Consider the following 25939-nt stretch of genomic DNA (forward strand, 5'->3'; position numbering starts at 1 on the left):
GGGAGGTCGATTGCCAAATCACACCACAAAAGAAGCCATTACGCGTGATCTAAAGTTGAAGATCAGTCATCTCGCTTCTTGGGGCACTTTAAGTCGGTACGAGACAATTGCCGTGATCGACAGCATTGTGTCTGGAGAGGCAAGCCATGCTCAGATCGGGGCAATGCTGATTGCATTGCGCATGCGGGGCGAGACGATTGAGGAAATCGTTGGCGCGGCTTTGGCGATGCGGGCTCACATGGTAAGGCTGAGCGCACCGGCTGGGACGATGGACATACTAGGCACAGGTGGTGACAACGCGGGGACCTACAACGTTTCCACCTGCGCGTCGCTTATCGTGGCAGGCGCGGGAGTCCGGGTGGCCAAACAGGGTAACCGGGCATTCTCTTCGCAATCAGGTGCCGCCGATGTCTTACAGTCGCTTGGTGTCAATCTGGACCTAGCGCCGGAAGATATTGAGCGCTGCATTACCGAGGCCGGCATTGGTTTCATGTTCGCACCAGCGCACCACCCTGCTCTCAAACGAGTGATGTCGGTCCGCGTGGATCTTGGAACGAGAACCATCTTCAATATTCTCGGCCCATTGCTTAATCCGGCGGGTGTCAAACGTCATCTGGTCGGGGTCTATTCCCGAAGCTGGGTTCGTCCTCTGGCACAGGCACTGGCCGAGCTTGGGTCTGAGCGGGTTCTCGTTGTCCATGGTGCCGATGGACTTGACGAAATCACCACAACCGGCCCAACTTTCGCATCGATGGTCGTCAACGGCCGGCTCAGCGACTTCATAATCACCCCCGAGATGGCCGGCTTGTCACGAGAGAGGCCCGAGGCATTGAAAGGTGGCGACCCACAAGTTAATGCCGATGCGCTGCGGGATGTACTTGAGGGGAAGCCTGGCCCCTATCGAGATATAGCACTGCTCAATGCAGCTGGGGCGTTGATTGCAGCAGGGGAGGCCGAGGATTGGCTTGATGCCATGAGTTTGGCTTGCACATCGATTGATGAGGGCAAAGCGCTTCTGTGCCTGCAGCGCCTGATTGAAGTTTCTCACCGGAGGGAGCCTGTCCACCAGGCGCTCTCTTCGTAGCCCGGTGATATGGATATCGCTGAATGCGATATTTCTTAGAGATGCAAGCGATGAATGCCGGCTGCATTCTACTTGATATTGGCGATGCTTGTAGGCGACCTACCGGCTCTGGAGTTAGTAGCGATCGCTATCCAGCTCGCAATGAGAGTATTGGTCAAAGCTCGTGACGAGCGAGGCCGAGCGTGTCGTGGCCATGAACGCCCGACTGGTTGGCGTTAACAATCGCAAACTCTTCGACTTCACAGTTGAGCGGGTGTTTGAGCGGCGGTTCAGGACGCTTCACCCACATTGCGTCGTTGTGAGCGAGGGTCGTACTTCCAGCGAGATTGAGGACTCCTGTGTGGGTTCAAAGGTTTTCTCATCGGCGAGCGGCTGATGCGGGCATCTGACACTGGGCAAACCATCCGATCAATCACTTCTCCATAGCCCAACACCCTTCTTTCCAAACAACTTTGATTTCTTTGTCATTATGCGGGAGGAGAGCCATGCCAACATGCACGGTAACAGGGAGCAACTCAGCGCACCCGAATATACATTTGGCCCATCATTGGATTTCAACCGTCAACTTGGCCGAAATTTGCGCGCGAGCCGGGACCCCCGTCTTCATCTACAGCGAAGCCCAGCTTATCAAGAACATTAGGCGGGTCAAAGCAGCCTATCGAGCAGCTGGCCTAAATGGTCGTGTTTCCATATTCGTTCCGTTCTTCCCTAACGCGAATCCACATGTGGTGAAGCCGCTTTACGATGAGGGCGCGGGGATTCTGCTTCAAATGCCTAATGAGTATAAATTGGTAAAGAAATACGGGCTAGACAGGTTTATCATTTCGCCCGGCCATGTATCCAACCAGGAGTTGAGCTATTGGAGCTCCAAGGGATATCCGGTGTTTCTCGCCAGCCTGGATGAAATAGCTTTTGCCATTCAGCAAAACGTACCTACCATAAGCGCTCGGATTGACAGCCTGCGCTCTGACAAGCCGGGAATCAAGGTCGAGCAGTTGGGGGCGCTCGCTGAAATGCTGTCCGCGAGCGGCCGAACACTGGAGTGTTTCGAGGTCTACTGTGGTAGCGGGAATTCGCTTCAGGATATGATCAATATCGTGCGGCGAATATTCCAGATATTCGTTGAACACTTCCCGACGGCCAAGTCCATCAACTTCGCGGGTGGTCATGGATTCGACTACGATCTGTGGACCGAAACTGAGAAGCATTTCGACTGGGAAACATATTTCTCGGCCATCCGCGATCTTGCCGTCGAGATGCGGATATCCGAGACGGTCAAGTTTCTGTTCGAGCCAGCCCGTGACATACTGGCGGATGCGGGTGTCCTGCTTACAGGCATCAAGCGAAATATTGTGAACCACTCGAATGGCGATATCGTTGTGACGGATGGCTCTCGCATGCTCATGCCATCTGCCCAGCTACGCAAGCGAGCCCACAACACGGCATTTCTGGATGCCAGTTTCCAAGAAATTGCCGACTATTCAGGCTCCGGTAGTGCGAAGATTCGGGGGCGCACGCTCCTGCGAAACGACTACATCCTGCCGGGTGAGGTGGCCGTTCCCGCAACGGTAAAAGAGGGAGATTATTTACTAATCCTCGATGTGGGGGCCTATTGTGCCACCCAACACATGGAGTTCCTGAATGTGCCACCGGCTGGCGAAGTTCTGGTGGCACAGGATCGTCACGCGTACCTGGTGACCAAACCGGGCGAAGAATCGGACAAGTGGCGAAATCTGCTGCCCGAGCGTCAACCACTCTCTGCCATGTAGGATATCGCTCCATCCCGGAGACCTTGACTCTGGCGTGGCGACGCTCGTGGCTGTCGCCATTCTAAGAACCTGCTCAACAATGTCTGCTGCGTTTTGGCGAGAGGGATAGAAAGGGGCGCACTCCGCTTTTTCGCTAGTTTTCGCCTTGTCTCGCCCTTGCCCGCGAGACTTTGAACAGGCACAAGGAAATAAAAAGCCCCCAGCCAAGCCTGGCCGGGGGTCATGGTCATAACAGGAGGCTGACATGAGGGTGCCAGCTACTGCCTGTTATAGGCGGGCAGTCCGCTCGCTCGCTCTGACCAAAAGGCCGGCGACGCAGGTCGCTGTCCTTTTAGAGCCCTGGCCTTGCCCCCTTGGCCAGTCATCCATGTCATTGCGCCGAGATCTTGCCTTGTTTGAGAAAGCGTAAACGGCCTTTCAGTGATAGCTCAACTCATCCGCCGCCTTGCCGCGAAAGAGGTGGTAGACAAAGCCGGTGTAAGCCAGCACCAGGGGCAAGACCACGATGGCGACCGCCAGAATCGCCCATAGCGCTTCGGCGTCGCTGGCGGCCTGCCAGATCGACATCCGCCCGATGACGATGTCCGGAAACACGCTGTAAGCCAGCCCCCAGAACGACAGCAGGACGATGCCGACGCACAGGGCGAAGGGAAGCCAGCAGTAGCGGTCGTCGCCTCGCGCCTGCCTGGCCGCAAGCCTAGGCAACAGCCAGCAGAGCAGGCCGAACAGGAAGGCGGTGCCGAGCGGCAGGGGCAGCAGCATCAGCGTACGGGGCAGGGCGAACCATTTTGCGCAGATGGCGGGGCTGGCCAGCGGCGTGGCGATGGAAACCAGCGCCACCGAGCCGGCGGCGCCGAACAGCGCGCTGCGGGCCCAGGCGTAGGCGCGCGCCTGCAGGCTTCCGCCGGTTTTGAGAATGAGCCAGCTGGCGCCCAGCAGCACATAGGCGCAACACAGGCCGACGGCGCTCAAGCAGGCGAAGGCCCAGGCCTCGACGCCGGCGGCGAAACCGGTCAGATAGCGGCCCAGCATCAGGCCTTGCATGGCCGAGGCCAGCAAGGAGCCGGCGAAAAAGGCCGCATCCCACCAGGGCTGGTGCGGGTCATGCGCCTTGACGCGGAAGTCGAAAGCCACGCCGCGCACGATCAGGCCGCCCAGCATTAGCGCCAGGGGCAGGTACAGTTCGGCGGACACCGCTTCGTTGGCAGCGGGAAAGGCGGCCAGCAACAGGCCTATCCCCAGCACCAACCAGGTTTCGTTGGCGTCCCAGAACGGTCCGATGCAGGCGATCATCCGGTTCTTGTCCGGACGCGCGGCCTTGGGCAGCAGCATGCCGATGCCCAGATCGTAGCCGTCCAGAATCACATAAATCAGCATCGCCAGCGTCAACAGTCCGGCAAAGACGATGGGCAGGCAGTAGCTCGCGCTCATATCCGTTTCTCCTCTAAACGCGTTGTCCGGTTAGCGGCGGCGGCCTTGCCCGCCATGTGGAACAGCACGGCCACATAGCTGGCCACCAAGACCGCGTAGAGCGCCAGATACATGCCCAGACTGGACATCAGCATGGCGGAGCTGGCGTGGCCGGCGGCCTGGGAGGTGGTCAGCACGCCGTTGACCAGCCAGGGCTGGCGCCCCATCTCGCTGACGTACCAGCCTGCCAGCGTGGCGACCCAGCCGGAGAAAGTCATGGCGACCAGGACACGCAACAAGGGTTTTGACAGCCTGCCGCGTTTTTTCAAGCGCCAGGCGGCCAGCCAGGCCGTCAATAGCATCAAGACGCCCACGCCGACCATGGCGCGGAAGGACCAGAACACTTTGGCCACCGGCGGGTGCTGGGGAAAGGCGTCCAAGCCCTTGATTTCCCCATCCGGGTGGTGAGTCAGGATCAGGCTGGCCAGATGGGGGATGCCCAGCGCGTAGTCGTTGCTGCGAGTCGCTTCGTTAGGCAGGGCGAACAGCAGCAGCGGCACGGCCTTCTCCGTGCGCCAGACGCCTTCCATGGCCGCCAGCTTGGCCGGCTGGACTTCACGCGTTTTCAGGCCGTGCAGGTCGCCGGCGACAAATTGCAGGGGGATCAGCAGCGCGGTGAGATAGACGCCGGTTTTCAAGGCCAGCCGGTTGCCCGCTCCGTTGTCGCCGCGCAATTTGCGATAGGCGGACAGGCCGGCCAGCAGGAAGGCCGCGGTGAGGCCGGAGGCGATCAGCATGTGGGCGAAACGATAGGGCGCGGAGGGGTTGAAGATGACTTGCAGCCAGCTGGTCACCACCGCGTGGCCGTCCACCATTTTGAAGCCCGCGGGCGTCTGCATCCATGAGTTCAGCGTCAGGATCCAGAAGGTGGACAAGGTGTTGCCGAAGGCCACCAGCAAGGTGGCCGCGGTGTGGGCGCGCTCGGACAGCCGGGGGCGGCCGAACAGCATCACGCCGAGGAAGGTGGCCTCCAGGAAGAAGGCGGTCAGGATTTCATAGGACAGCAACGGCCCGGCGATATTGCCGGCCACGCGCATGAAGCCGGGCCAGTTGGTGCCGAACTGAAAGCTCATGGTGGCGCCGCTGACCACGCCCAAGGCGAAGGACAGCGCGAACACCTTGATCCAGAAGTGGTAGGCGTCCATCCAGCCTTGCCGGCCGCTCGCGGCGTAGCGCAGCTTGAAGAACAGCAGCAGCCAGCCCAGCGCCACATTGATGCTGGGGAAAAGAATGTGAAAGCTGATATTGGCGCCGAATTGCATTCGCGCCAGCGTCAGCGCGTCGAATCCGTTCATGAGAGGCTCCAGAAGAGTTGGGAGGGGCGTTCTGCGGCGATGAAAAAGACTGGGCTCGCCGCCGCGGGACAGGGCGGCGCAACGCGGTCAGTTTCACGGCTGAGGCAAGGCGCGCCGACGCAGGCCACACTTGAGCGCGGCAAGTCGGCGCGGCGCAGGACCAGGGGTTTTGTCAGCGGGTCTAAGCGGCGTAGCGTTTGCGCAGCCAGTAATCCAAGCTGACGTAGCGGCCGCCGCCGTAGAAGAACAGTACCAGCAGCATGACGAAGTAGGTGGCGGCGAACTCCATCCCGTTGTTCAGAATGACCGGGTCGCCCAGCTCGGTGATGTAGTTGTACCGGCCCGGGAAGTTCTCAGCCAGCCAGGACAGGAAGCCGGCCAGCCGCTGGCTGGACTCCATGTCCTTGGCGGCGATGGCCAGCCAGCCGCGCGGCAGGTGCACCATGGCGCTGGCCGCGCTCATCAGCACCATCATCGGGATGGCCATCACGCGGGTGAACAGCCCCAGCGCGATGCAGACCAGGCCCAGCACCTCGGTGGCCGCGGCCAGGAAGGCGAACAGGACAGGGAAGGGCAAGCCCAAGCCGCCCTCGCTGGCCGGCGCGCCGAACCAGTTCACCGCCTCGCTGAAGCCGACCACCTTGGAGTGGGCGCCGACATAGATCACCGGCAGCAGGTAGAGCCGGATCCCCAGCAGGGCGATGAAGTCGTATTGCTTGCAGGCGGCAAGCGCCCGGTCGAAACCATTCATTATCTTGGCAATCATTTTCGTACTCCTTGAATTGGGCGGCCGGCGTCAGGCGCCGTCGGCCGGCGACGACGCGCGGGCGTCGCCTATGTGTATCAAGCCGATGGCGGCGGCTTCGTTCAGCCAGGCCGGCACAGCGTCTGCTGGAGCCTCGGCCCGCAGCGCGGGATAGCGGCAGGGCGTTTGCAGCTTTTCCAGCAGCCAGCGATCGAAACCGGTCAGCGGCTTCTGGATCACCCTATGGCTGGAATCGCGGAAGACGGCGAAGGGGCCAGCCAGCCCGGCGAAATCCAGCCGAACCTCAATGCAGGCCAGCGTGGGGTTGAGCGAGACGACGGAGTGGTCCGTCAACGCGCTTGCGGAGGGCGGCGTCACGACGGCGTCGTCTATTTCCACGCTGAAGAGCAGCCATTCGTATTCCAGGCATTGCCGCAGATCGTCGGGCAGACGCGGTTGGGAGAAGCAGAGAAACTCGGTGGCGATGTGGTGGAATTCCGGGCTGGACGACGCGTGTTCCGTCAGAAACTCGTCGATGCGCCGTTGCAGCTCCGCCGCCGGCAGCCTGGCGCAGAACAGGGGAAAAACGTGGCTCAGCACTTCTTCTATATTGCCGCGTAGAAACTGGCGGTAAAGCTCGATGGAGCGCTCGTCCAAGGCCGCCGGAGCGTCTCGCAGCCGCCGGCAGAAGGTTTCGATGTCCGATGTCGCGTTCATGTTCTTCTCCTTTGCCGCGCTCAGGCGGCCTGGGTCGCCGGCTGGTGAATGCGCCGCCGCAGCTCGGCGGCTTCGGCGCACAGCTCCCGCCACGGCGGCATGCTGTTGTCCCGCTCCAGCAGCAGCGGGTGGGAGCCGTGCCGCGCCACGGTGTAGCGGGCCAGCTCCAGAACCTCCTCGCACACGGCCGCGCCGTGGGTGTCGATCAACATGCCGTCGTCGCGGCGCCAGTGGCCGGCGATGTGGAAGTAGCGGATGGCGCTGGACGGCAAGTCGGCGATGAAGCGCCGCGGGTCGTAGCCGTGATTGCAGGCGTTGACGTAGACGTTGTTGATGTCCAGCAGCAATTGGCAGCCGCTTTGTTCCACGACGGCGCGGATGAAGTCCGCCTCCGCCATCTGGCCGGGGTGGGCGTGGTAATAACTGATGTTTTCCAGGATCAGCGTCCGTTCCAGCGTGTCCTGAACCTGGCGGATCTTGGCGGCGATGCGCGTTGCGGCCGCCTCGTCGCGCGGAATCGGCAGCAATTCGTACAGATAGCCTTGCCGGTCGCGGGAGTAGCTGAGGTGGTCGCTGTGCAGGCGGATGCGATAGCGGTCGAGAAAGCGTTTGGCGCGCTGGAGATAGTCCGCGTCCAGCGGCAGTTCGTCGCCTATAGACAGGCTGAGCCCGTGCGCGATCAGCGGGTATTTCTCCGCCAGACGGTCCAACTGCTCGCGTTTGCGGCCGCCGACATCCATCCAGTTTTCCAGCGTGATTTCCAGGAAGTCGATTTCAGGCTGCGGGTCGTGATCGGCCAGCCATTGAGCATGTTCGGCGCGCAGCCCCACGCCGACGGCTCGCTGATTCATTGTCCGCATACCCCCTCCACCATTTTGCTGTTGCCGGCTTTGTCGGCATGGACGCCCTGGCCGGTCTTGCCGCACTTGCCGTCGCGGGCGCGCACCAGCTGGTCTTGCGGGTCGTGCTTGAGATGGGCTTTTTCATACATCTTCACCGTGCCGCACTTGCCGCTGGCGCATTTGCCGCCGTGGCCGCTTTGGCTTTTCACCGCTTGCGCCGGCTGGCTGGCTTCCGCCGCCAGCGCGGTTTCGGCGCTCAGGCCGAGCAAGGATGTCATGGCGATGGAAAGAATGATCTGTTTTTTCATGACGGGTCTCCTTCGGGGTGACGGCGCTCAATGCACCGGGAAACATGAAAGGTCGCGGCTGGCGTGGATCGGGCCTTTGTAGTAGCGGCGGACGATGGAGATTGATTGCTCCTTGAGCCGCAGGCCCTTGCCCATGAAATGGTTGAGCACCAGCTGCTTGGGCTTCACCGCGGCGGCGATGCGGCCGACGGCGGACGGTTTGGCGTGCAGGAAGGCGGAGGCGGGGTCCGCCTGCTCGTCGATGGCGAGCGGCATCACCAGGATGTCCGCGTTCTTGGCGAAGTCGAGGAAGTGCGGGTTGCTGCCGTTCTGGTCGGCGGAGACGACGATGCTGCCGTCCTTGGTGTCGATGCGATAAGCCAGGCAGGGCACGTCGCCGTGCGGAATGCCGAGCGCGCTGATGCTGACGCCGTCTTTTTCATAGACCTTGGTCGGCGTGGTCTTGCGGTAGTCCACATTGGACAGCGACACCTTCAGCGGAATGTCGCCCTGGCCGGAGTAGATGCCCGACAGATAGGCGTAAGCGCCGCTCTTGGCGTTGAACTGGGCGTTCATGAAACCGCTCAGGCTGGGAAAGCCGGCTCCGGCGCTTGGGCCGGACATCTCGATGGCGCGGGGCGAGCTGAAAAAGTAGCTGCCCTTGAGCAGCGCCGGCAGATCGGATACATGGTCGGTGTGGAAGTGGGTGAGGCCGATGAAGCGCACGTCTTCCAGGCGCGCGCCGGATTGGCCGAAGCGCAGGAAGGCGCCGCCGCCGGCGTCTATCATCGCCACCGGCTTGTTTTTCCACCAGATCAGCGAGGCCGACGAGGCGCGGCCGTCATCGGAGATCGGCCCGCCAGAGCCCAGCAATTGCAACGAGTAGTCCTTGTTTTCGCATTGGGTCGGACTGGCGAGGGCGGCGCCTGCGGCGCAGGCCAGCATGAGGGATAAGGCAAGCATGCGGATTTTCATTTTGCACTCCTTGTGCGGCGCGGCGATTCGACCTGAGGGAGGAGGCCATTTGCGTTATCGGCGCCGTATTTCATTGAATTTGCGAAATCTCCAGCCATTGGGAGAGATTGGGTCGCTTTGTCTGTAGCAATGACCCTAGCTTATCACCGCTCGAATATCAGTATTACTTTTTGTATTTATGTATATGAGTAGAAAAATTTATATAAAGAGACGGACGTCAGCGCGGCGCTTGAGGATATGAAGACAGGAGAAAAAGAGGAGGGCGGCGTCGCCAAGGCGATGCCTTGGCGCGCAGCGGGCGAGCGACCGAGGGGCCGCTTGCGAAGCAGGGGTTTGCTTCGATAGAGGCAAGAAGCCGGCTGCCAGACGGCTTCCGGCTATCTTAATTTGGCGCTAGATCTAGACAAGACCGGGTCGCGGCAGATCATCCTGCTCGCGCAACCAGGCCACGGTGTGATTCAGCAATTGATAGGCGATGGAAATGGGCGTCGGCGTTAGCGGCAGGGCGTCGATGTCGAACCAGCCGGCGTCTTCGATCTCGCCTTCCTGCGGCAGAATCTCGCCGCTGTCGTACTCGGCGGTAAAGCCCAGCATCAGCGAATGAGGGAAGGGCCAGGATTGCGAGCAGACATAACGCAGGTTCTTGATGCGCACGCCCACTTCTTCGAAGGCTTCGCGGTGCACGCACTCCTCCAGCGTTTCTCCGGGCTCGACAAAGCCGGCCAGCGCGCTGTAGACGCCGGGGGCAAAATGGGGGCTGCGCGCCAGCAACAGCTGGCGGCCGCGGTGGATCGCCACCATCATCGCCGGCGACAGCTTGGGATAATAGAGCTGTCCGCAGCTGGAGCAACGTTTGCCGCTGTCGTCCGGCCGTTGCACCAAGGGTCCGGCGCAACGGCCGCAATAACGATGAGTGCGCTGGAATTGGCGGATCTGCGCGGCGCGGGCGATGGCGGGGGTCAGCCCGGAAGGCAGGCTGAGCAGGGCCGGCCGCAGGGCCAGCCAGTCGCAGCCGGCTGGCGGCGCGCCCACCAGTTCCGCCAGATAGAGATTGTGGCCGTCGTGAACGCCGATGAACAGTTGCTGGGACAAGGGCCAGCCGCGCGCGCGCTCGTCCGGCAAGGCCTGGTCCAGCAACAGGATCTTTGGCCCTTCGAAAATGCAGTAGCGGGCAGGCAGCGCGGGGTCGGGCAGGACGGGCAGGTCGAATGGCATGGCGGCTTGGCTGAGGTTTGAGCCGCTCAGTTTACGCCCACTCCCGGCGCCGCGTACATCCAGTGTTCGCTTTGCCGCCGCACAACTTCGGACAAAGAGCCGCTGTCGTCGAACACCTGGCGCAGCCAGGCGCTGTCCGATTGCCGCTTCAGCACCCGCTGGCGCAGGGCGGCCAGCTGCGCCTGATTGCCCAGCGCCTCGGCCTGCGGCTCCAGTTGATTCAGCGTATTGAGCAAGTCCTCCTGCAGCCCGATCTGGCTATTGTTGCCGGCATCCACCAACATGCCGTCAAAACCGAAGCGGCAGGCCTGAAAGCGGTTGTAGCTATAGGTCAGGTAATGTTCCTGGCACACCTCGTCCTGGCGTTCGCCCAGGCAGCGGTGCGCCAGCATCTGCGCGTAAGCCGCCAGCAACACCGGGGTTTCCACCGACAGCGGCGTGTCGCAGATGCGGATTTCCACCGTGCCGTATTCCGGCTTGGGACGGATGTCCCAGTAGAAGTCCTTCATGCTGGCGACAATGCCCAGATTGGCCATGCGCCGGAAATAGTCGTTGAATTGCGCCCAGTTGTTGACGCAAGGCATGCAGCCGGACAGCGGGAAGGCGTTGACGCTGGTCAGCCTCGAGGTCTGGAACAGCGTGTCCACCCCCTGGTAGAACGGCGAGGACGCGGACAGCGCGATGAAGTGCGGTATATAGCGCGCCAGATAATGGGTCAGCCGCACCGCGCTGTCGCCGTCCGGGCAGCCGATGTGGATGTGCTGGCCGTAAACGGTGAACTGCTTGGCCAGATAGCCGTACAGCTCGGACACCAGGTGGTAGCGCTCCTTGGGATAGATGCGCTGCTCGTCCCAGTGCTGAAACGGATGCGAGCCGCCGCCGGCCAGGCCCAGGTTCAATTTGCGCGCGCTGCTGACCAGCAGCTCGCGGATGGCCAGAATCTCCTCCAGCATCTTGTTGACGTCGCTGTGCACGGCGGTGCCGATTTCTATCATGCCCTGGGTGATTTCCGGCTTGATGTCGAAACCGTGCTGTTGGCGATTCACCTGCAACAGCAAATCGTCCGAGCCGCGGGTCAAATCGTAATCGCGCCGATTGAGAATCATCAGCTCCAGCTCCACCCCCAAGGTCAGCGGCTGACTGCGGTTGAATTCCAGCATCGTCTCACTCCTGCGGCCGGGTTTCGCCGGCCAGCTTCAAGGCCAGGCGGGTCAGCACCGGCGCGCACAATTCATTGATCACCAGGACCGCCATCATCACCCCGCTGAAGTCGCCCGCGGCCGTGCCCAGGGAAATGGCGCCCAGGCTCATCAGCAGCGAGGTGCCGCCGGACCAGGAGTTAAGCGCCAGCCCCAGGCAGGCGCCGTGGCGTTTGGGCAGGCCGTTGGCGCCGGCCGCCAGCCACCAGATCAGCACGGCGACGCCGGTGCGCAACAGCAGGCAGGCCACGGCCACCGGCCAGAACTGCGCCAGCGACTGCGGCGCCAGTTGCGCGCCGGCGGCCACGAAGAAGGCCACGGTAAAGATATGGGCGGACGACATGATGCCGCGTTCGGTCACGGTATGGCCGTGCTTGAGGTTGCGCGTGGCCAGGCCAGCCGTCAGCAAGGCCAGCGACGGCAAGACCTGCAGCATGTCCGCCACCCCGACCACCAGCGCGATCAAGCCGAACAGCATGACTTTCTGCGCTTCGCGCTGCCTGCCGCCCAGCCAGCGGTTCAGCTGGATCGCCGCCAGGCCGGCCAGCAGGCCCAAGGCACAGGAGGCCAGCGTCAGCCAGCCCGGCAGCAGGATGCCGCTTTCCACCCCGTTGTTGCCGGACAAGTGTCCGTAAGACAAGGCCAGCGCGAAGCAGGGCAGCGCCAGCAGATTGGACAAAGCGGTGGCCACCAGCAGGCGTTCGCTGACCTGGCCGTCCGCGTTCGATTCCCGCACGATCTCCAGCGTGACCACCGGCGAAGTGGCCACTCCCAGCGCCGCCAGCATCAGGCTGGCCGCCAGACCCAGGCCGAACAGCTGCAAGGCGGCGAACAGGCCGAGCAAGGTCAACAGGCAATAGAACAGCGTGGTCAGCAGCAGGGTGCGCTCCACCCGCAGCCAGCGCAGATCCACGCGGCGCCCGGCCTCAAACAGCGCGATGCCCAAGGCCAGGTGCACGAAAATGGACGCTTGCTGCAAGAGTTGCTCGTCCAGCAGGCGCAGGCTGTGCGGGCCGATCAGCAAGCCGGTCAGCACATAGCCGACGATGGCGGGCAGCCGCGCCACCCGCACCGCGATCTGGCCGCCTATCACCCCCAGCGACAACAGCACGCCGAATGCCGCCAAAGGATTGAGCGCCAGCGTTTGCCAAGGCAGGCTCATGATGATTCCCCCGTTTATTTTATGATTTTGACTGTCGCGCCGGCTTGGGCCGGCGCAGCGAAAGCGGAATGTTGACGTCTTGCGACGGATCGGAAAGGGCGCGCATTGAAATGCGCAAAATCGCCCTCAGAGTATGAGAGACGATAAAACGGGACGAGAGTTCATGGTGATTGAGTGGATTCGCCGCGCGCTGTCCGGCAAAACCGCTCCGGAAACGATGGCCGCGCTGCGGGAGCAGGCCGCGCGCATGCCGCTGCTGGCCGGGCTGAACGAAGCGGAGTTGGCGCGCTTGATCGAACTGGCGGCCTGGGTGTTGCGCAGCAAAAGCTTTTCCGGTCAGGACGGGGTAAGGCTAGGCGCCCGCGCCTGCGCCAGCGTGGCTTTGCAAATGGCGCTGCCCGCGATGAATCTGGGCAAGGCCGCCTTGAGCGGCTGGAACGACGTGGTGCTGTACCCGTCGCCGTTTGTCGCGCGCGACATCTGGATGGACGGCATAGGCTTGCAGCATGAAAGCGAGAGCGTGCTGATCGGCCAGGCGCGTCAGGACGGCCCGGTGGTGCTGTCGCTGCCGGACGCGCGCGCCTCCGAGCAATTGGACGGTTGGAATGTGGTGATCCATGAAGTGGCGCACAAGCTGGACATGCTCAACGGTCCGGCCAACGGCTCGCCGCCCTTGCACAAGGGCATGAAGCAGGCGCAATGGAGCCGCGTCTGGTCCCAGGGTTATCGTCTATTGTGCCGCATGCTGGACCGCGGCATCGATCCCGGCTGGCTGGACCCGTACGCGGCGGAGAACCCCGCGGAGTTCTTCGCCGTGTTGAGCGAAGCCTTTTTCGAACTGCCGCACCATCTCAAGCTGGATTGCCCTGAGTTGTACGAGCAGCTTGTCTTGTTTTACCGCCAGGACCCGGCGCAAAGGCTGCCCGAACCCGAAGCGGAGACCGCCCCGGGTCCGGAGTCCTGATCATCAGCCGGCGCGCGGCGCCGGCAGTTTCTCCAGGTCATCCAGCAGGCCCAGCAATTGCGTCAGTTTTTCCTGACCCAGATGGCTTTCAATCTGCCGATAACAGTCTTCCGCCAGCGGGGAGATTTGTTGAATCAGTTCGCGTCCGTCCCGCGACATTGAAATGATCAGGCGCCGGCTGTCCACATGATCGCGCTGGCGATGAATCAGCCCCGCCTTTTCCATGCGAACCAGAATGCCGGTCAGGCTTGGCGGCAAGATGCAGGCCCGGTCCGCAATGACGCCAGCCTCCTGGTCGCCGAAGTCCTCCAGCACTCGCAGAATGCGCCATTGTTGCTCTGTCACCCCGTAACGGTTGAGGATCGGGCGGAAGTAGGCCATCACCGATTCCCTGGCCCGCAGCAGGTGCTGGGGCAGCCGTTGATTATGTAGTTTTATGTTTTTGTTGGTCATTTAGATCGTTGCTTCCGGCTGCGCGCAGCCAGTGTTGCTGGTTATCGCCCGAGCGGGCGAACTCGACAAATAAAATGCCATGCAAATACCTGTCACATATTTACTTTATTCCAAATTTTAATCCAAAAACAAAAAAAATAGCATCTCAATACCATATCTACTTCGAATTTATTATGCATCCAGGGCGAAATGCCGGGCACAAGCGGCCAGCGGAAGGGCGCTTGCACGGGCAATTATCGTTATGGTGACGATAATTTTGAATTTCCGTCACGGTAACGCATAATGAACTCAGACCAGCAGAGGAGGGCATCCGATGAGCGCAGACCCGTTGCAAGAAACCGCGACCGCGGCAAGCAAGAAACGCGGTCGTCCGGTCACCGGCCTGGCGATGTCCGGAGCCGAACGGCAACGCAAGTACCGGGCAAATACCGTCACCGTAACGTTAAATGACAAGGAGTGGGCGCACCTCACCAATATGCTGGAGCAAGCGCTGAAGGCCGATCCGGCGCGTTACGGCGAGTCCGACTTCGCGCTGGCCAGAAAAATCTACAGCGCCGCCATCAAAGGCAATCCGCCGCCCAGCTGCTTTCACAAGCCCGCGGCCAGGCCTCAGAACAGCGGCGAGAATGCGCACGACTGAAACGCAACCCTCCCATTGGCCACTGCGCGAGATTTCGCCTGGCTTATGCTGATGAGTGTTGTTTCTGCGCGGAGCTTGAAATGAGCGACTCAACCATCTCTTACAAACAGAACGGCGCTTGCGTGGCGGCCGCGCCGACCGGCGCGCATGGCTTTGACGCGGACACGCCGTTGTCGCTGGAGCTTGCCCGACAATTCGCCGCCTCCGGCTACCGGTTTTGCGTGCGTTATCTGACGCTGGGCCCCAATGCCTACGCGGCGGACTTGTCCGCCGGCGAAGCTCAGGACATTCTTGGCGCGGGCCTGGCCTTGATGGCCGTGCAACATGTCAGAGACCCCGGTTGGTCGCCCAATGCCGCCATGGGAAAGAGCGACGGCCAGAACACCGTCGCGCATGCGCAGGCCGCAGGGCTGTTGCCCGGCGTAAACGTCTGGTGCGATCTGGAAGGCGTGGCGGACGACGCATCCGGGCAGGATGTCGCCGATTACTGCACTCAATGGTTCGAAGCGGTGTCCAGCGCGGCTTATGCGCCAGGCCTGTATGTGGGGTCCGCGGCGGGCTTGAGCGGAACGCAGCTGTATGAATTGCCTTTTCAGCATTATTGGCAGTCTTGCAGCAGCGTGCCGAACATCCCGCAGCGAGGTTATCAAATGGTGCAGACGCTAGTGCCTCAAACGGTGAACGGAATCGGCATCGACGCCGACTTGACGCAAACCGATCAGCTGGGCGGCACGGTGAAATGGCAGATTTTGGAAGAGCAGGGCTGACGACAAAGACTTCGGCAACCGACCGTTCAATTTCGCAGCCTTATTCCTTGTTCTCCGTTTCCGAATCTATTACCCGGTGCGTCGTCTTTGGATTTGGTTTCTTGCCAGTGATCTCCTCATAGAGAACACCAAGAAACGCGGCGCCCGCACCAAAGATAACCCAAAGTGGAACGCCAATGGCTGTGCCAAGTGCGGCGATGCCAGCTCCTTGCCCACCAAAAAGCGCCAATCCGACCGTGGCTCCACCAAGTCCCAGTCTACCTGTGAGCCCGCGATCATCCCATGCGAGGCGCTTCGCTTCACAAGCGATCATCTTGACCGCTGGAAGAACAATGTTGCTGCTGCCAGTGACCGATATGGCTTGCTTTGCTTTCTGTGCGGCAGGGAGATCGGAGGCTTTGATTTCCAGTAGCCGTTCGATCCAGAGGAGCAGCGCTTCCTTCTCAGCAGCATTCGCTGTTGATGCGATGCGAACTGCTAGCTGCTTTTGCATTTCCGGATGGGGATCAGTCATGATCTTTCCTTATTGAGCTGCACAATCTGAATATCCTTTATTTGACATAATATACATTATGCGAACATTAGCGTATAGCGAGATCAGCCACGGCGCTTGCCTTGCTCCCACGCTTCCCACCACGGCAACACCTTGGCCGCCGGCATCGGCTTGGCAATGCTGTAGCCCTGGCCCAAGTTGCAGCCAAGCCGCGTCAGTACAGGCCAGTATTCCTTGCGCTCAACGCCTTCCACGATGAAGTCGATGGCGCGGCTCTGGCAAAACACCGCCATGCACTGTATCAGAGAGGCGTTGAAGGAACCCGGCTCCAGTTCCTGCGCAAACGCCTTGTCCAACTTGATTTCGGTGATTGGGCAGCTCTTCAGATAGGTAAATGAGGTGAAGCCCGCGCCGAAGTCGTCTATCGACAAGGACACGCCCTGGGCGTGCAGCTGTTCAATCATCTCCTTGGCCTTGACCGGGTTGATGACCAGCGCGGTTTCCGTCAGTTCCAGCACCAGCAGGCTGGACGGAATCTTGTAGCTGGCCAGCCGCGCCATCACCTCTTCGACGAAGCGATCGTCTTCCAGCATGCGGGCGGAAATGTTCACAGCCACCTTGAACGGCTTGCGCAGCTGGCCGATCCAGCACTGCTGTTGGGACAGCACCAGTTCCAGCGTCAGATAAGTGAAACGGCTCAGTAGATTGCAGGACTCCAGCGTGGGCATGAAGTCGTCTGGGTTCACCCGCCCTTGCGCCGGACTGTTCCACCTGACCAGGGCTTCGAAGCCGACCACTTCCTCGGTATCCAGCCGGACTTTGGGCTGGTAATGCATTTCCAGTTCGTCGTGCTGGATCGCCCGGGTCAATTGGGTGATCAAGGCCTGGGTGGTTTGTCCCGCCTTGGGCCAGGGTTTGTCGTGCTCGCCCGCGTACAAGGCGACGGCGCCGAGATTGCTTTTGGCCTGGTACATCGCGATATCGGCGCAGGACAACAGCTGCGCGGGATCGCAGCCATGCTGCGGGCACATCGCCACGCCGAAGGAGGCGCCTATCGACAAGGCGTGCTCGCCCACCAGGATGGGCGCGTCCAGCGTGTGCCCCACTTTCTCCGCCAAGGCCAACGCGCACTCCGCGTCGTCCACTTCCAGCAGCAAGGCGGCGAATTCGTCGCCGCCCAGCCGCGCGATGGTGTCCGAGCCGCGCAGCAGGCTGGAGAAGCGCGCGCCCACCTCCCTCAGCACCAGGTCTCCGGCCTGATGGCCCAGCTTGTCGTTGACCTCTTTGAAGCGGTCCAGGTCTATCATCAGCACGGCGAACGGCAGCTGATTGCGGGCGTGCAAGGCGCACAGCTGATCCAGGCGGTCCAGGAACAGATTGCGGTTGGGCAACTCGGTCAAGGAGTCGTACAGGCTGCGGTGCTGCAGCAACTGCTCGGTTTCGCGCAGCTTGGCCTGTATCGCCGCCACCCGCACGCCGTCGCTGATGGTCTGGCGCAGCCGGTCTTCGGTCAATTCGAACTTGGGCAGGTATTCGTACACGCCCAGCTTGATCGCCTCGGCGGCGATGCGCTCATTGCCGGTGCCGGTGACCGCCACGATCAGACAGGATTGATTGCGCTGCTGGATGGACGGCACCAGTTCGCGGCCGTCGCCGTCGTCCAGCTTGAAGTCCAGGAACACGAAATCGAACAATTCCCGGCCCAACAGGCTCAAGGCGCTGGCCTTGGAGTCCGCTTCGAGAATCTGCGAACACAAGGCGTTCCGATGCAGCAGGCGGATGATGCGTTCGCGGTCGACGTCGTCGTCGTCGACCACCAGCACGCTGACTTGCTGCGGCGCGTCCGCCAGGCATTCGACATCGTCGATCATTGCGATTACCGGGCCGGCAAAACCACGGACTGGGCGTAAGAATGCAGCAGATCCATCAGCTTCACGAACTGCGGGCCCACCGAGGATTTCATCATGTAGCCGGCCACGTTTTCCTCGTAAGCGCGCATGCGGTCCGCGTCGCGCGACGAGGTGGTGAGCACGAAGATCACGGAATTGCGCAGCTGGCTGTCGGCGCGGACAGCCTCAAGAAATTGAAAACCGTCCATGCGCGGCATATTGAGGTCCAGCAGAATCAGGAAGGGACTGTTGATCTGCTTGCTGTCGTGCGTGCCGCGCAGGATCTGCAAGGCCTCCAGGCCGTCGCAGGCGGTCACCATCTTGCAATCCAGTCCCTGACGGCGCACGCCGCGCAGTACGCCCTCGATGGCCACGTCATCGTCATCCACTAGCAAAACCGTGATGTCGCTCGATATCGTCGCGCTCGTCATCATTCCACCTCCTTGAGCGGAAACCGCGGCCAGCGGATGCGGAAACAGGCGCCGCCCAGCACGCCGCTCCTGTCCAGAACCACGGTGCCGCCGTTGCTGTTGACCATGCGGCGGGTCACCGCCAGCCCTACGCCGTGTCCCTCCGCCTGGCTGCTGGCACGGTGGAACAATTTGAAAATGCGCTCTTCCGAGCCCTCGGGCACGCCAACGCCGTCGTCCTCCACCGTGAACAGATTGAAGCGCCCCTCCTCCACCACCGTGATGCGGATCACGCCCTTGCCGCGCCCATGGTGCTTGCAGGCGTTGGACAGCAAATTGCGGATCGCCAGCGACAAGGGAGTGCGCGCGGCGGGAAACGGCCTGGCCTTGATCTCCACTTCCAGCCGGAAGTCCGGCGAGATGTCGAGAAGCTCCAGCGCCTCGCTCACCAGTTGGCCGGGGTCCACCTCTTCCACGCGTTCCTCCTGGCGCCCTGCCCGCGCGTACTCCAGCAAGTCTTCTATCATGCGTTCGGCGCGGGCGATGCGCTCCTCGGCGCGGACGAAGTTTCTCTCGATGTCGGCGCTGAGCTGGGCCGGGTCCAGATCTTCGCGTATCCACGAAATCAAATCGGCAATGCCGCGCAAGGGCGAGCGCAAGTCGTGCGAGGCCACATAGGTGAACTCTTCCAGCTGCGCATTGGCTTGCTGCAAGGTTTCCTCAAATTTCTTGCGCATGGAGATGTCGGTGATCGCGGCCAGCACCTGCCGCTCCCCGTCGGTTTCCAGCGGCGTCAGCCCCACTTCCACCGGGAACTCGCTGCCGTTTCTGCGCTGGGCCAGCAGATCGCGGCCCGAACCCATGGAGCGCACTTCCGGCGCCCTGGCGAAGGCGGCTCGCAAGGCCGGGTGGCCTTCGCGTATGCGCGGCGGCAGCAAAACCTCCACCGGCTGGCCGACCAGTTCGCCGGGCGGGTAGCCGAACATCGCGTCCAGCGTCGGATTGGTCATGGAGATTTTGCCGTCAGAGCCCGCCATCAGCAGGCCGATGGGCAGCGACGCCACCACCTTGGCGAAACGGTGTTCCAGCCGGCGCCGCGGCGTGATGTCGCTGACAAAGGCGACGGCGCAGATTTCATCGCCGTGCGGCATCGAACCCAGGCCGATTTCGATCGGAAACTGGCGGCCGTCGGCATGCTGGGCGAACAGCTCGCGGCCGCTGCCCATGGTTCTTGAGGTGGGATTGGAGAAAAACAGCTGGCGAAAATCGAGATGGCGGCCGCGAATCTCCGCCGGCAACAGCATCTCCACCGCCTGTCCCAGCAATTGCTCCTTGCTGTAGCCAAACATGTTTTCCAGCGCGCTGTTGACGTAAAGCATGCGGCCGTCGGCCGCCACCACCAGCACGCCCACCGGGGCGGCCTCGACTACCGAAGCCAGTCCGGCGTTGCCGGAAGCGCCGGTCTCGGGCGCCCTTTCCGGAAATTTGAACGACATGACACCCTGCTTTCGCCTATGTCTTGTTGCTGTAGGTTTAGCATAGGGTTTTCCCGCGCGCTGTTAATTCTGATGTCCTATCTGCGCCAAGGGCAAAGCTTTCCTCAGCCCGCCAGCAAGGCAAGTTCCGCCGCCGCCTCGCGCAGCACCGGCAAGATGCGCAGCAGCAGATCCTCGCGGCTGACCCGCGCCGCCTGCACGCCCACGTTGATCGCCGCCGCGGCGCGGCCGTCGGCGCCGATGATGGGCACGGCGATGGAACGCAGGCCGATTTCCAGCTCCTGATCGATCAAGGCATAGCCCTGCTCCGCCACCCGCGCCAGCTCCGCCTCCAGCGCCGGGCGCTCAACAATGGTGTGCGGCGTGTGCTGGACCAGCCGCGCGCGGTCCAGCAACTGGGCCAGCTCGGCGGCGGGCAGCCGGCTCAGCATCGCCCGGCCCATCGAGGTGCAGGCCGCCGGCAGGCGGCTGCCGATGTCCAGGTCCACCGTCATGATGCGGCTGGTGAAGGCGCGCGCGATATAAAGAATGTCGTCGCCGTCCAGGATGGCGATGGAGCTGGACTCGTTGACGCTGCTGCTGACGTGGCGCAACACCGGCTGGCCGGCGCGCGCCAGCGGCGTCGAGCCCAGATAGGCGTGGCCCAGCGCCAGGATGCGCGGGCGCAGGGAGAAATGGCGGCCGTCCTCGCTGTCCACGAAGCCCAGCTTGTTCAGCGTGTATAGGCAGCGCCGCACCGCCGCGCGCGGAATGCCGGTGCGCTGGCTGATCTGCGAGGTGGACAGCAGGCGCCGCTGCGCCGAAAACGCCTGAATCACCGCCAGCCCGCGCGCCAGCGAGGCCATGTAGTTGGGGTCGCCGCTGAACGTCTCCTCCACGCCCTCCTCGTCCGCCGCCTCTTGCCACTGTTGCATCTTGACTCCTTTTTTCCGTCTTGAGCGATTACCGCACACTATTGCGATCATCGTATTGACCGCGCGTCCGACGGGCAAGCATGCTGAATGCGCGATTAAAGATAACTTGTTCGATAATCGCACAAAATCCTTTCCATTCACGGCTGCTCGCAGCCTGCAAAGGACAGTCGATGATAGATAAAACGGTAAGTTCAGCCGCCGCCGCCATTGCCGACATCCACGACGACGCCACGGTGATGATCGGCGGCTTCGGCGTCGCCGGCCAGCCGGCGGAGTTGATAGACGCGCTGATAGACCACGGCGCGCGCAACCTCACCATCGTCAACAACAACGCCGGCAACGGCGAGACCGGCCTGGCCGCGCTGCTGCGCGCGCGCCGGGTGCGCAAGATCGTCTGCTCGTTTCCGCGCCAGGCGGACTCCCAGGTGTTCGACGCGCTCTATCGCGCCGGCGACATCGAGCTGGAACTGGTGCCGCAGGGCAATCTGGCCGCGCGCATCCAGGCCGCCGGCGCCGGCCTGGGCGCCATCTTCACGCCCACCGGCTACGGCACCCTGCTGGCGGAGGGCAAGGAAACCCGCCGCATCCATGGCCGCGACTACGTGCTGGAATACCCCATCCACGCCGATTTCGCGCTGATCAAGGCCTGTCGCGGCGACCGCTGGGGCAATCTGCAATACCGCAAGGCGGCGCGCAACTTCGGCCCCATCATGGCCGCCGCCGCGCGCCAGACCATCGCCCAGGTGGGACAAGTGCTGCCCTTGGGCGAGATGGATCCGGAAACCGTGGTGACGCCGGGCATCTTCGTTCACAAGCTGGTCTGCGTCGCCGACCGGAACGCGCCAGGAGGCCGGCATGCTTAATCGACTGAACCGCGAACAGATGGCGGCGCGGGTGGCGCGCGACATCCCGGAAGGCGCTTACGTCAATCTGGGCATAGGCCTGCCCACCCGGGTGGCCGATTACCTGCCGCCGGAGCTGGACATCTTCCTGCACAGCGAAAACGGCCTGCTGGGCATGGGGCCGGCGCCTGCGCCCGGCCAGGCGGACCCGGACCTGATCAACGCCGGCAAGGAGCCGGTCACGCTATTGCCCGGCGGCTGTTTCTTCCACCACGGTGACTCCTTCGCCATGATGCGCGGCGGCCATCTGGACATCTGCGTGCTGGGCGCCTTCCAGGTGTCGCGGCGCGGCGACCTGGCCAACTGGCACACCGGCGCGCCGGACGCCATCCCGGCGGTGGGCGGCGCAATGGACCTAGCCATAGGCGCCAAGCAGGTGTTCGTGATGATGGAGCACCTGAGCAAGCAAGGCGAATGCAAGCTGGTGGAAGCCTGCAGCTATCCGCTGACCGGCGTCGGCTGCGTCCACCGCGTCTACACCGACCTGGCGGTGATAGATCTCAGCGACGGCGAGCTGCTGCTGCGCGAATGCGTGCCCGGCCTGGATTTCAACGAATTGCAGCGGCTGACGCCGGTCAGTCTGACCGACGCCCGCCAAGGAGAGAGACCATGAACCACGCCTATCTCTGCGACGCCATCCGCACCCCTTTCGGCCGTTACGGCGGCGGCCTGTCCGCCTTGCGCGCCGACGATCTGGCCGCCCTGCCGCTGACAGCGCTGCAGCAGCGCAACCCGGGCGTGGACTGGGAGCGGCTGGACGATGTGCTCTACGGCTGCGCCAACCAGGCCGGCGAAGACAACCGCAACGTGGCGCGCATGGCCGCGCTGCTGGCCGGCCTGCCGCCGTCCACGCCGGCCAGCACCGTCAACCGCCTGTGCGGCTCCAGCCTGGACGCCATCGGCCAGGCCGCGCGCGCGATCAAGAGCGGCGAGGCCGAGCTGATCATCGCCGGCGGCGTGGAGAGCATGAGCCGCGCGCCCTATGTGATGGGCAAGGCGGACAGCGCCTTCGCCCGCAATCTGCGCATCGAGGACAGCACCATGGGCTGGCGCTTCGTCAACCCGCTGCTGCGCGAGCGCTACGGCGTGGACAGCATGCCGGAGACGGCGGAAAACGTGGCCGAGCAATTCCGCGTTTCGCGCGAGGACCAGGACGCCTTCGCGCTGCGCAGCCAGCTGCGCGCCGCCGCCGCCCAGGAGGCCGGCAGGCTGGACGATGAATTGATGGAAGCGCTGATTCCGCAAGCCAGGGGCGAGGCGCTGCGCTTTAGCCGCGACGAGCACCCGCGCGCCACCTCGCTGGAGGCCTTGGCCCGACTCAAGGGCGTGGTGCGGCCCGACGGCAGCGTCACCGCCGGCAACGCCTCCGGCATCAACGACGGCGCGGCGGCGCTGCTGCTGGCCGGCGAAGCCGCCTTGCAACGCCACGGTCTGACGCCGCGCGCGCGAGTGCTGGCGATGGCCTGCGCCGGCGTGGAGCCGCGCATCATGGGCTTCGGCCCGGCGCCGGCGATGCGCAAGGCCCTGGCCCTGGCCGGGCTGCGGCTGGAGCAGATGGACGTGATCGAGCTGAACGAGGCCTTCGCCTCCCAGGCGCTGGCGGTGCTGCGCGAGCTGGGGCTGCCGGACGACGCCCCGCACGTCAACCCCAACGGCGGCGCCATCGCCCTCGGTCACCCGCTGGGCGCCAGCGGCGCGCGGCTGGCCGCCACCGCCATGTACCAGCTGCAACGCACCGGCGGCCGCTACGCGCTGTGCAGCATGTGCATAGGCGTGGGGCAAGGCATCGCGTTGATCATCGAGCGCGTCTGAGAAACTGTTCAAGGTTCGCCGCGCTCTGGACCGTGAGACCTTGAACGGTCTCTGAGAGTCTGTTTACGATCTCGCGAGCTAAGGCGAGACAAGGCGAAAACAAGCGAAAAAGCGGAGTGTACATACGGTACATGAGCATTTTGAGTTTGTTTTTAACGCCCCTTTCTACTCGTCCCGCCGACGCGCAGCAGATCGTAAACAGGCTCTGAGAACCGGCTTACCATCAAGCGCGCGTCGGCAAGGCGCGACGCGGCGAGCACCGCCCGCGCGCCCTCTTTCCTCAGGAGGCTCCCATGCAGGACAAGCCCATGGACATCAGCGAATTCATCGACGACAGCCCGCTGTCCCGCTACCAGATCATGGTGTTGACGCTGTGTTTTCTGATCGTGCTGCTGGACGGTTTCGACACCGCCGCCATCGGCTACATCGCGCCCGAGCTGATCGGCCAGTGGGGCATTTCCCGCGGCCAGCTGGCTCCGGCTTTCGGCGCCGGCCTGTTCGGCATGCTGATAGGCAATTTCGCCTTCGGCCCGGTGGCGGACCGCCTGGGCCGCAAGCGGGTGCTGCTGCTGTGCACGCTGATCTTCGGCCTGGGCACGCTGGCCTCGGCGTGGTCGGATTCCATAGAAACGCTGGCGCTGCTGCGCTTTCTCACCGGCATCGGCCTGGGCGGCGTGCTGCCCAATTGCATCACCCTGAGCTCGGAATACTCGCCGGCGCGCCACCGCATGCTGCTGGTCACCCTCAGTTACGCCGGCTTCACCGCCGGCCTGGCGCTGGGCGGCGGCGTCGCCAGCCAGATCATCCCGTTGTGGGGCTGGCAAGGCGTGCTGACGGCCGGCGGCCTGGCGCCCCTGCTCTTGCTGCCCTTCATGATCTGGCTGTTGCCGGAATCGGTATGCTATCTCGCCGGCCGGCCGGAGCAGGCCGCCGCGCTGCGCCGCATCGTCGCCCGCATCAATCCGGACCCGCGCTGGCAGGGCCAGGCCTTCCGCCACGAAAACGCCGCCGCGGCCGGCCGCTCCTCGGCCAGCCTGCTATTCGTCGCCGGCGCGCGCGCCCGCACCCTGCTGCTGTGGCTGACTTTTTTCTGCTGCCTGTTCGTGTTCTACCTGTTGACCAACTGGATGCCCACCATTCTGCGAGACCACGGCTACAGCACCGCGCAGGCGGCGCGCATCAGCGCGATGGTGCCGCTGGGCGGCGCGGTGGGCGGCGTGGTCATGGCCATGTTGATGGACAGGATGGGCGCGCGCAGAGTGCTGCCCTGGCTGTGCCTGCTGGCGGCGCTGGCGCTGTCCGCCGTGGGCGCGGCGCTGGGCGACGGCGGCTGGCTGTTCGCCACCGTGTTCCTGGTGGGCTTCAGCCTGACCGGCGCCTTGAACAATCTGAGCATACTCGCCGCCACCCTCTACCCCACCCAGGCGCGCGCCACCGGGGTAAGCTGGGCGCTGGCCGCCGGCCGCGCCGGCTCCATTATCGGTGCTATGACCGGCGCCCTGCTGTTTGCCGCGGCCGGATCGGCGCACGGCTTTTTCGCCTGGGCCGCCGCGCCGGTGCTGGCCGGCGCGCTGGCCTTGTTCGCGATGGCGCGGCTGGACGCCGCGCCCGCGGTTTTGAAGTCCCAGGCATAGAGAGGAGCCCCCATGCCCATATTGAAACTGGCCAGCCATTCTCTGCACTACCAACAGGACGGCCCGGCCGACGCGCCGGCGCTGCTGCTGTCCAACTCCCTGGGCACCACGCTGGAGATGTGGCGGCCGCAGCTGGCGGCGCTGAGCCGGCGTTACCGCGTGCTGCGTTACGACGCCCGCGGCCATGGCGGCAGCGAAGCCGGACCGGCGACACCGCGGCTGGCGGACCTCGCCGGCGACGCGCTGTCGCTGCTGGACGCGCTGGACATCGAGCGCGCCCACTTCTGCGGCATTTCGATGGGCGGCCTCACCGGCCTGTGGCTGGGCGTTCACGCGCCGGAACGGCTGCGGAGCCTGACCGTCGGCAACAGCGCCGCCAAGATAGGCGAAACCGAGGCCTGGCGGCAGCGCGCAGCCCAAGTGCGCGCCGAGGGCATGGCCGAGCTGGCCGCCAACGCGCATCTGCGCTGGTTCAGCGCCGGATTTTGCGCCCAGGCGCCGGACACGGTGGAACAGGCGCGCGCCTGGCTGGCGGCCACCCCGCCGGACGGCTACGCCGCCTGCTGCGAGGCGCTGGCCGACGCCGACCTGCGCGCGGACTTGCCGCGCATCGCCGCGCCCACGCTGCTGATCGCCGGCCGGCAGGACCCGGTCACCACTGCCGCGCAGGCGGAAGCCATGGCCGCGGCGATGCCTGACGCCCGCCTGGCGCTGCTGCCGGCCTCCCACCTGTCCAATCTGGAAGCGCCGTTCGCCTTCGAACAGGCGCTGCTGGCCTTTCTGGACGCTCACTGAGGCGACGAAA

General features: G+C 63.4%; 26 protein-coding genes. 10 read left to right on the forward strand and 16 right to left on the reverse strand.

Annotation, left to right across the window (positions count from 1 at the left end; genetic code table 11):
* Nucleotides 1–10: 10 nt before the first annotated feature.
* Together trpD and VK98_RS17405 are read left to right on the forward strand one after the other, a co-directional pair.
* A complete protein-coding gene (trpD, locus tag VK98_RS17400) occupies nucleotides 11–1084 on the forward strand; it encodes an anthranilate phosphoribosyltransferase (protein ID WP_197083087.1) in 1074 nt (357 codons plus the stop codon).
* Nucleotides 1085–1620: 536 nt separating this feature from the next.
* Complete coding sequence (locus VK98_RS17405; protein ID WP_197083089.1) at nucleotides 1621–2853, forward strand: hypothetical protein; 1233 nt, start codon at nucleotides 1621–1623, stop codon at nucleotides 2851–2853.
* 417 nt (nucleotides 2854–3270) lie between these two features.
* On the opposite strand, the gene VK98_RS17410 is transcribed toward VK98_RS17405, so the two are convergent.
* The 10 genes from VK98_RS17410 to VK98_RS17455 all read right to left on the reverse strand — a co-directional run bounded on the left by VK98_RS17410 (nucleotide 3271) and on the right by VK98_RS17455 (nucleotide 12760).
* Nucleotides 3271–4284, reverse strand: a complete 1014-nt coding sequence (locus VK98_RS17410) for a cytochrome d ubiquinol oxidase subunit II (RefSeq protein ID WP_048415233.1) — start codon at nucleotides 4282–4284, stop codon at nucleotides 3271–3273.
* Nucleotides 4281–5618 (reverse strand): cytochrome ubiquinol oxidase subunit I, encoded by a 1338-nt coding sequence (locus tag VK98_RS17415; RefSeq protein WP_048415234.1) that lies wholly within the window; start codon nucleotides 5616–5618, stop codon nucleotides 4281–4283. The genes VK98_RS17410 and VK98_RS17415 overlap by 4 nt, the downstream gene beginning before the upstream one ends.
* Nucleotides 5619–5799: 181 nt before the next feature.
* Nucleotides 5800–6384, reverse strand: a complete 585-nt coding sequence (locus tag VK98_RS17420; RefSeq protein WP_048415235.1) for a DoxX family protein — start codon at nucleotides 6382–6384, stop codon at nucleotides 5800–5802.
* A gap of 30 nt (nucleotides 6385–6414) precedes the next feature.
* Nucleotides 6415–7080 carry a putative DNA-binding domain-containing protein gene (locus VK98_RS17425; protein WP_053077457.1) on the reverse strand — a complete coding sequence of 222 codons (666 nt, stop codon included), beginning with the start codon at nucleotides 7078–7080 and terminating at the stop codon, nucleotides 6415–6417.
* 20 nt (nucleotides 7081–7100) lie between these two features.
* The gene (locus VK98_RS17430; RefSeq protein WP_156187933.1) at nucleotides 7101–7931 is read right to left on the reverse strand and encodes a DUF692 domain-containing protein; all 831 of its coding nucleotides are present in this window, start codon (nucleotides 7929–7931) and stop codon (nucleotides 7101–7103) included.
* Nucleotides 7928–8230: a hypothetical protein gene (locus tag VK98_RS17435; protein ID WP_048415237.1), complete on the reverse strand. Its 303-nt coding sequence runs from the start codon at nucleotides 8228–8230 to the stop codon at nucleotides 7928–7930. Before VK98_RS17435 ends, VK98_RS17430 begins: the two co-directional genes overlap by 4 nt.
* A 27-nt stretch (nucleotides 8231–8257) precedes the next feature.
* Complete coding sequence (locus VK98_RS17440; RefSeq protein WP_197083090.1) at nucleotides 8258–9172, reverse strand: MBL fold metallo-hydrolase; 915 nt, start codon at nucleotides 9170–9172, stop codon at nucleotides 8258–8260.
* Between the two features lie 411 nt (nucleotides 9173–9583).
* A complete protein-coding gene (gene nudC, locus VK98_RS17445) occupies nucleotides 9584–10399 on the reverse strand; it encodes an NAD(+) diphosphatase (protein ID WP_048415239.1) in 816 nt (271 codons plus the stop codon).
* Nucleotides 10400–10425: 26 nt separating this feature from the next.
* Nucleotides 10426–11559, reverse strand: a complete 1134-nt coding sequence (locus VK98_RS17450) for a YbdK family carboxylate-amine ligase (RefSeq protein WP_048415240.1) — start codon at nucleotides 11557–11559, stop codon at nucleotides 10426–10428.
* A 4-nt stretch (nucleotides 11560–11563) separates the two neighbouring features.
* Entirely contained in the window at nucleotides 11564–12760 is a 1197-nt protein-coding gene (locus tag VK98_RS17455; protein WP_048415241.1) for a cation:proton antiporter, read from the reverse strand.
* Nucleotides 12761–12923: 163 nt separating this feature from the next.
* On the opposite strand from VK98_RS17455, the gene VK98_RS17460 reads away from it, so the two are divergent.
* A complete protein-coding gene (locus VK98_RS17460; RefSeq protein ID WP_082159107.1) occupies nucleotides 12924–13724 on the forward strand; it encodes a zinc-dependent peptidase in 801 nt (266 codons plus the stop codon).
* 3 nt (nucleotides 13725–13727) lie between these two features.
* On the opposite strand, the gene hpaR is transcribed toward VK98_RS17460, so the two are convergent.
* Nucleotides 13728–14177 (reverse strand): homoprotocatechuate degradation operon regulator HpaR, encoded by a 450-nt coding sequence (gene hpaR / locus VK98_RS17465; RefSeq protein WP_048415242.1) that lies wholly within the window; start codon nucleotides 14175–14177, stop codon nucleotides 13728–13730.
* Between the two features lie 313 nt (nucleotides 14178–14490).
* Here hpaR and VK98_RS23870 point away from each other — a divergent pair, with 313 nt between their 5' ends.
* Nucleotides 14491–14817, forward strand: coding sequence for a hypothetical protein (locus VK98_RS23870; RefSeq protein ID WP_156187935.1), 327 nt, complete (start codon nucleotides 14491–14493; stop codon nucleotides 14815–14817).
* Nucleotides 14818–14897: 80 nt separating this feature from the next.
* Nucleotides 14898–15584 (forward strand): DUF1906 domain-containing protein, encoded by a 687-nt coding sequence (locus tag VK98_RS17470; RefSeq protein ID WP_048415243.1) that lies wholly within the window; start codon nucleotides 14898–14900, stop codon nucleotides 15582–15584.
* A gap of 40 nt (nucleotides 15585–15624) precedes the next feature.
* Here VK98_RS17470 and VK98_RS17475 read toward each other — a convergent pair whose 3' ends face one another.
* From VK98_RS17475 to VK98_RS17495, 5 genes are all read right to left on the reverse strand, one after another.
* On the reverse strand, nucleotides 15625–16098 hold the full coding sequence (locus VK98_RS17475; RefSeq protein ID WP_048415244.1) for a hypothetical protein: 474 nt from the start codon (nucleotides 16096–16098) through the stop codon (nucleotides 15625–15627).
* An 83-nt stretch (nucleotides 16099–16181) separates the two neighbouring features.
* A complete protein-coding gene (locus VK98_RS17480) occupies nucleotides 16182–17948 on the reverse strand; it encodes a bifunctional diguanylate cyclase/phosphodiesterase (protein WP_048415245.1) in 1767 nt (588 codons plus the stop codon).
* 5 nt (nucleotides 17949–17953) lie between these two features.
* Entirely contained in the window at nucleotides 17954–18400 is a 447-nt protein-coding gene (locus VK98_RS17485; protein WP_231589315.1) for a response regulator, read from the reverse strand.
* Nucleotides 18397–19872, reverse strand: a complete 1476-nt coding sequence (locus VK98_RS17490) for a PAS domain S-box protein (RefSeq protein ID WP_053077459.1) — start codon at nucleotides 19870–19872, stop codon at nucleotides 18397–18399. The genes VK98_RS17485 and VK98_RS17490 overlap by 4 nt, the downstream gene beginning before the upstream one ends.
* Before the next feature lie 104 nt (nucleotides 19873–19976).
* The gene (locus VK98_RS17495) at nucleotides 19977–20786 is read right to left on the reverse strand and encodes an IclR family transcriptional regulator C-terminal domain-containing protein (RefSeq protein WP_048415246.1); all 810 of its coding nucleotides are present in this window, start codon (nucleotides 20784–20786) and stop codon (nucleotides 19977–19979) included.
* Between the two features lie 170 nt (nucleotides 20787–20956).
* Here VK98_RS17495 and VK98_RS17500 point away from each other — a divergent pair, with 170 nt between their 5' ends.
* The 5 genes from VK98_RS17500 (at nucleotide 20957) to pcaD (ending at nucleotide 25929) form a co-directional block, all read left to right on the forward strand.
* Nucleotides 20957–21649, forward strand: a complete 693-nt coding sequence (locus VK98_RS17500; RefSeq protein ID WP_048415247.1) for a 3-oxoacid CoA-transferase subunit A — start codon at nucleotides 20957–20959, stop codon at nucleotides 21647–21649.
* Entirely contained in the window at nucleotides 21642–22301 is a 660-nt protein-coding gene (locus VK98_RS17505; protein ID WP_048415248.1) for a 3-oxoacid CoA-transferase subunit B, read from the forward strand. The genes VK98_RS17500 and VK98_RS17505 overlap by 8 nt, the downstream gene beginning before the upstream one ends.
* On the forward strand, nucleotides 22298–23500 hold the full coding sequence (gene pcaF / locus VK98_RS17510) for a 3-oxoadipyl-CoA thiolase (protein WP_048415249.1): 1203 nt from the start codon (nucleotides 22298–22300) through the stop codon (nucleotides 23498–23500). The genes VK98_RS17505 and pcaF overlap by 4 nt, the downstream gene beginning before the upstream one ends.
* Nucleotides 23501–23793: 293 nt before the next feature.
* Nucleotides 23794–25134: an aromatic acid/H+ symport family MFS transporter gene (locus tag VK98_RS17515; RefSeq protein WP_048415250.1), complete on the forward strand. Its 1341-nt coding sequence runs from the start codon at nucleotides 23794–23796 to the stop codon at nucleotides 25132–25134.
* A gap of 12 nt (nucleotides 25135–25146) precedes the next feature.
* Entirely contained in the window at nucleotides 25147–25929 is a 783-nt protein-coding gene (pcaD, locus tag VK98_RS17520; protein WP_048415251.1) for a 3-oxoadipate enol-lactonase, read from the forward strand.
* Nucleotides 25930–25939 lie beyond the last annotated feature (10 nt).

This window comes from Chromobacterium sp. LK11, from assembly GCF_001043705.1.
Classification (GTDB): domain Bacteria; phylum Pseudomonadota; class Gammaproteobacteria; order Burkholderiales; family Chromobacteriaceae; genus Chromobacterium; species Chromobacterium alkanivorans.

Coding starts and splice junctions, on each gene's coding strand:
- VK98_RS17475 (WP_048415244.1), bottom strand. CDS start 16,098: ATGACTGATCCCCATCCGGAAATGCAAAAGCAGCTAGCAGTTCGCATC.
- VK98_RS17430 (WP_156187933.1), bottom strand. CDS start 7,931: ATGAATCAGCGAGCCGTCGGCGTGGGGCTGCGCGCCGAACATGCTCAA.
- VK98_RS17490 (WP_053077459.1), bottom strand. CDS start 19,872: ATGTCGTTCAAATTTCCGGAAAGGGCGCCCGAGACCGGCGCTTCCGGC.
- VK98_RS17440 (WP_197083090.1), bottom strand. CDS start 9,172: ATGCTTGCCTTATCCCTCATGCTGGCCTGCGCCGCAGGCGCCGCCCTC.
- VK98_RS17505 (WP_048415248.1), top strand. CDS start 21,642: ATGCTTAATCGACTGAACCGCGAACAGATGGCGGCGCGGGTGGCGCGC.
- nudC (WP_048415239.1), bottom strand. CDS start 10,399: ATGCCATTCGACCTGCCCGTCCTGCCCGACCCCGCGCTGCCTGCCCGC.
- VK98_RS17450 (WP_048415240.1), bottom strand. CDS start 11,559: ATGCTGGAATTCAACCGCAGTCAGCCGCTGACCTTGGGGGTGGAGCTG.
- VK98_RS17420 (WP_048415235.1), bottom strand. CDS start 6,384: ATGATTGCCAAGATAATGAATGGTTTCGACCGGGCGCTTGCCGCCTGC.
- VK98_RS17480 (WP_048415245.1), bottom strand. CDS start 17,948: ATGATCGACGATGTCGAATGCCTGGCGGACGCGCCGCAGCAAGTCAGC.
- VK98_RS17435 (WP_048415237.1), bottom strand. CDS start 8,230: ATGAAAAAACAGATCATTCTTTCCATCGCCATGACATCCTTGCTCGGC.
- VK98_RS23870 (WP_156187935.1), top strand. CDS start 14,491: ATGAGCGCAGACCCGTTGCAAGAAACCGCGACCGCGGCAAGCAAGAAA.
- VK98_RS17425 (WP_053077457.1), bottom strand. CDS start 7,080: ATGAACGCGACATCGGACATCGAAACCTTCTGCCGGCGGCTGCGAGAC.
- VK98_RS17455 (WP_048415241.1), bottom strand. CDS start 12,760: ATGAGCCTGCCTTGGCAAACGCTGGCGCTCAATCCTTTGGCGGCATTC.
- VK98_RS17495 (WP_048415246.1), bottom strand. CDS start 20,786: ATGCAACAGTGGCAAGAGGCGGCGGACGAGGAGGGCGTGGAGGAGACG.
- VK98_RS17460 (WP_082159107.1), top strand. CDS start 12,924: ATGGTGATTGAGTGGATTCGCCGCGCGCTGTCCGGCAAAACCGCTCCG.
- VK98_RS17470 (WP_048415243.1), top strand. CDS start 14,898: ATGAGCGACTCAACCATCTCTTACAAACAGAACGGCGCTTGCGTGGCG.
- pcaD (WP_048415251.1), top strand. CDS start 25,147: ATGCCCATATTGAAACTGGCCAGCCATTCTCTGCACTACCAACAGGAC.
- VK98_RS17410 (WP_048415233.1), bottom strand. CDS start 4,284: ATGAGCGCGAGCTACTGCCTGCCCATCGTCTTTGCCGGACTGTTGACG.
- VK98_RS17500 (WP_048415247.1), top strand. CDS start 20,957: ATGATAGATAAAACGGTAAGTTCAGCCGCCGCCGCCATTGCCGACATC.
- pcaF (WP_048415249.1), top strand. CDS start 22,298: ATGAACCACGCCTATCTCTGCGACGCCATCCGCACCCCTTTCGGCCGT.
- VK98_RS17485 (WP_231589315.1), bottom strand. CDS start 18,400: ATGATGACGAGCGCGACGATATCGAGCGACATCACGGTTTTGCTAGTG.
- VK98_RS17415 (WP_048415234.1), bottom strand. CDS start 5,618: ATGAACGGATTCGACGCGCTGACGCTGGCGCGAATGCAATTCGGCGCC.
- hpaR (WP_048415242.1), bottom strand. CDS start 14,177: ATGACCAACAAAAACATAAAACTACATAATCAACGGCTGCCCCAGCAC.
- VK98_RS17515 (WP_048415250.1), top strand. CDS start 23,794: ATGCAGGACAAGCCCATGGACATCAGCGAATTCATCGACGACAGCCCG.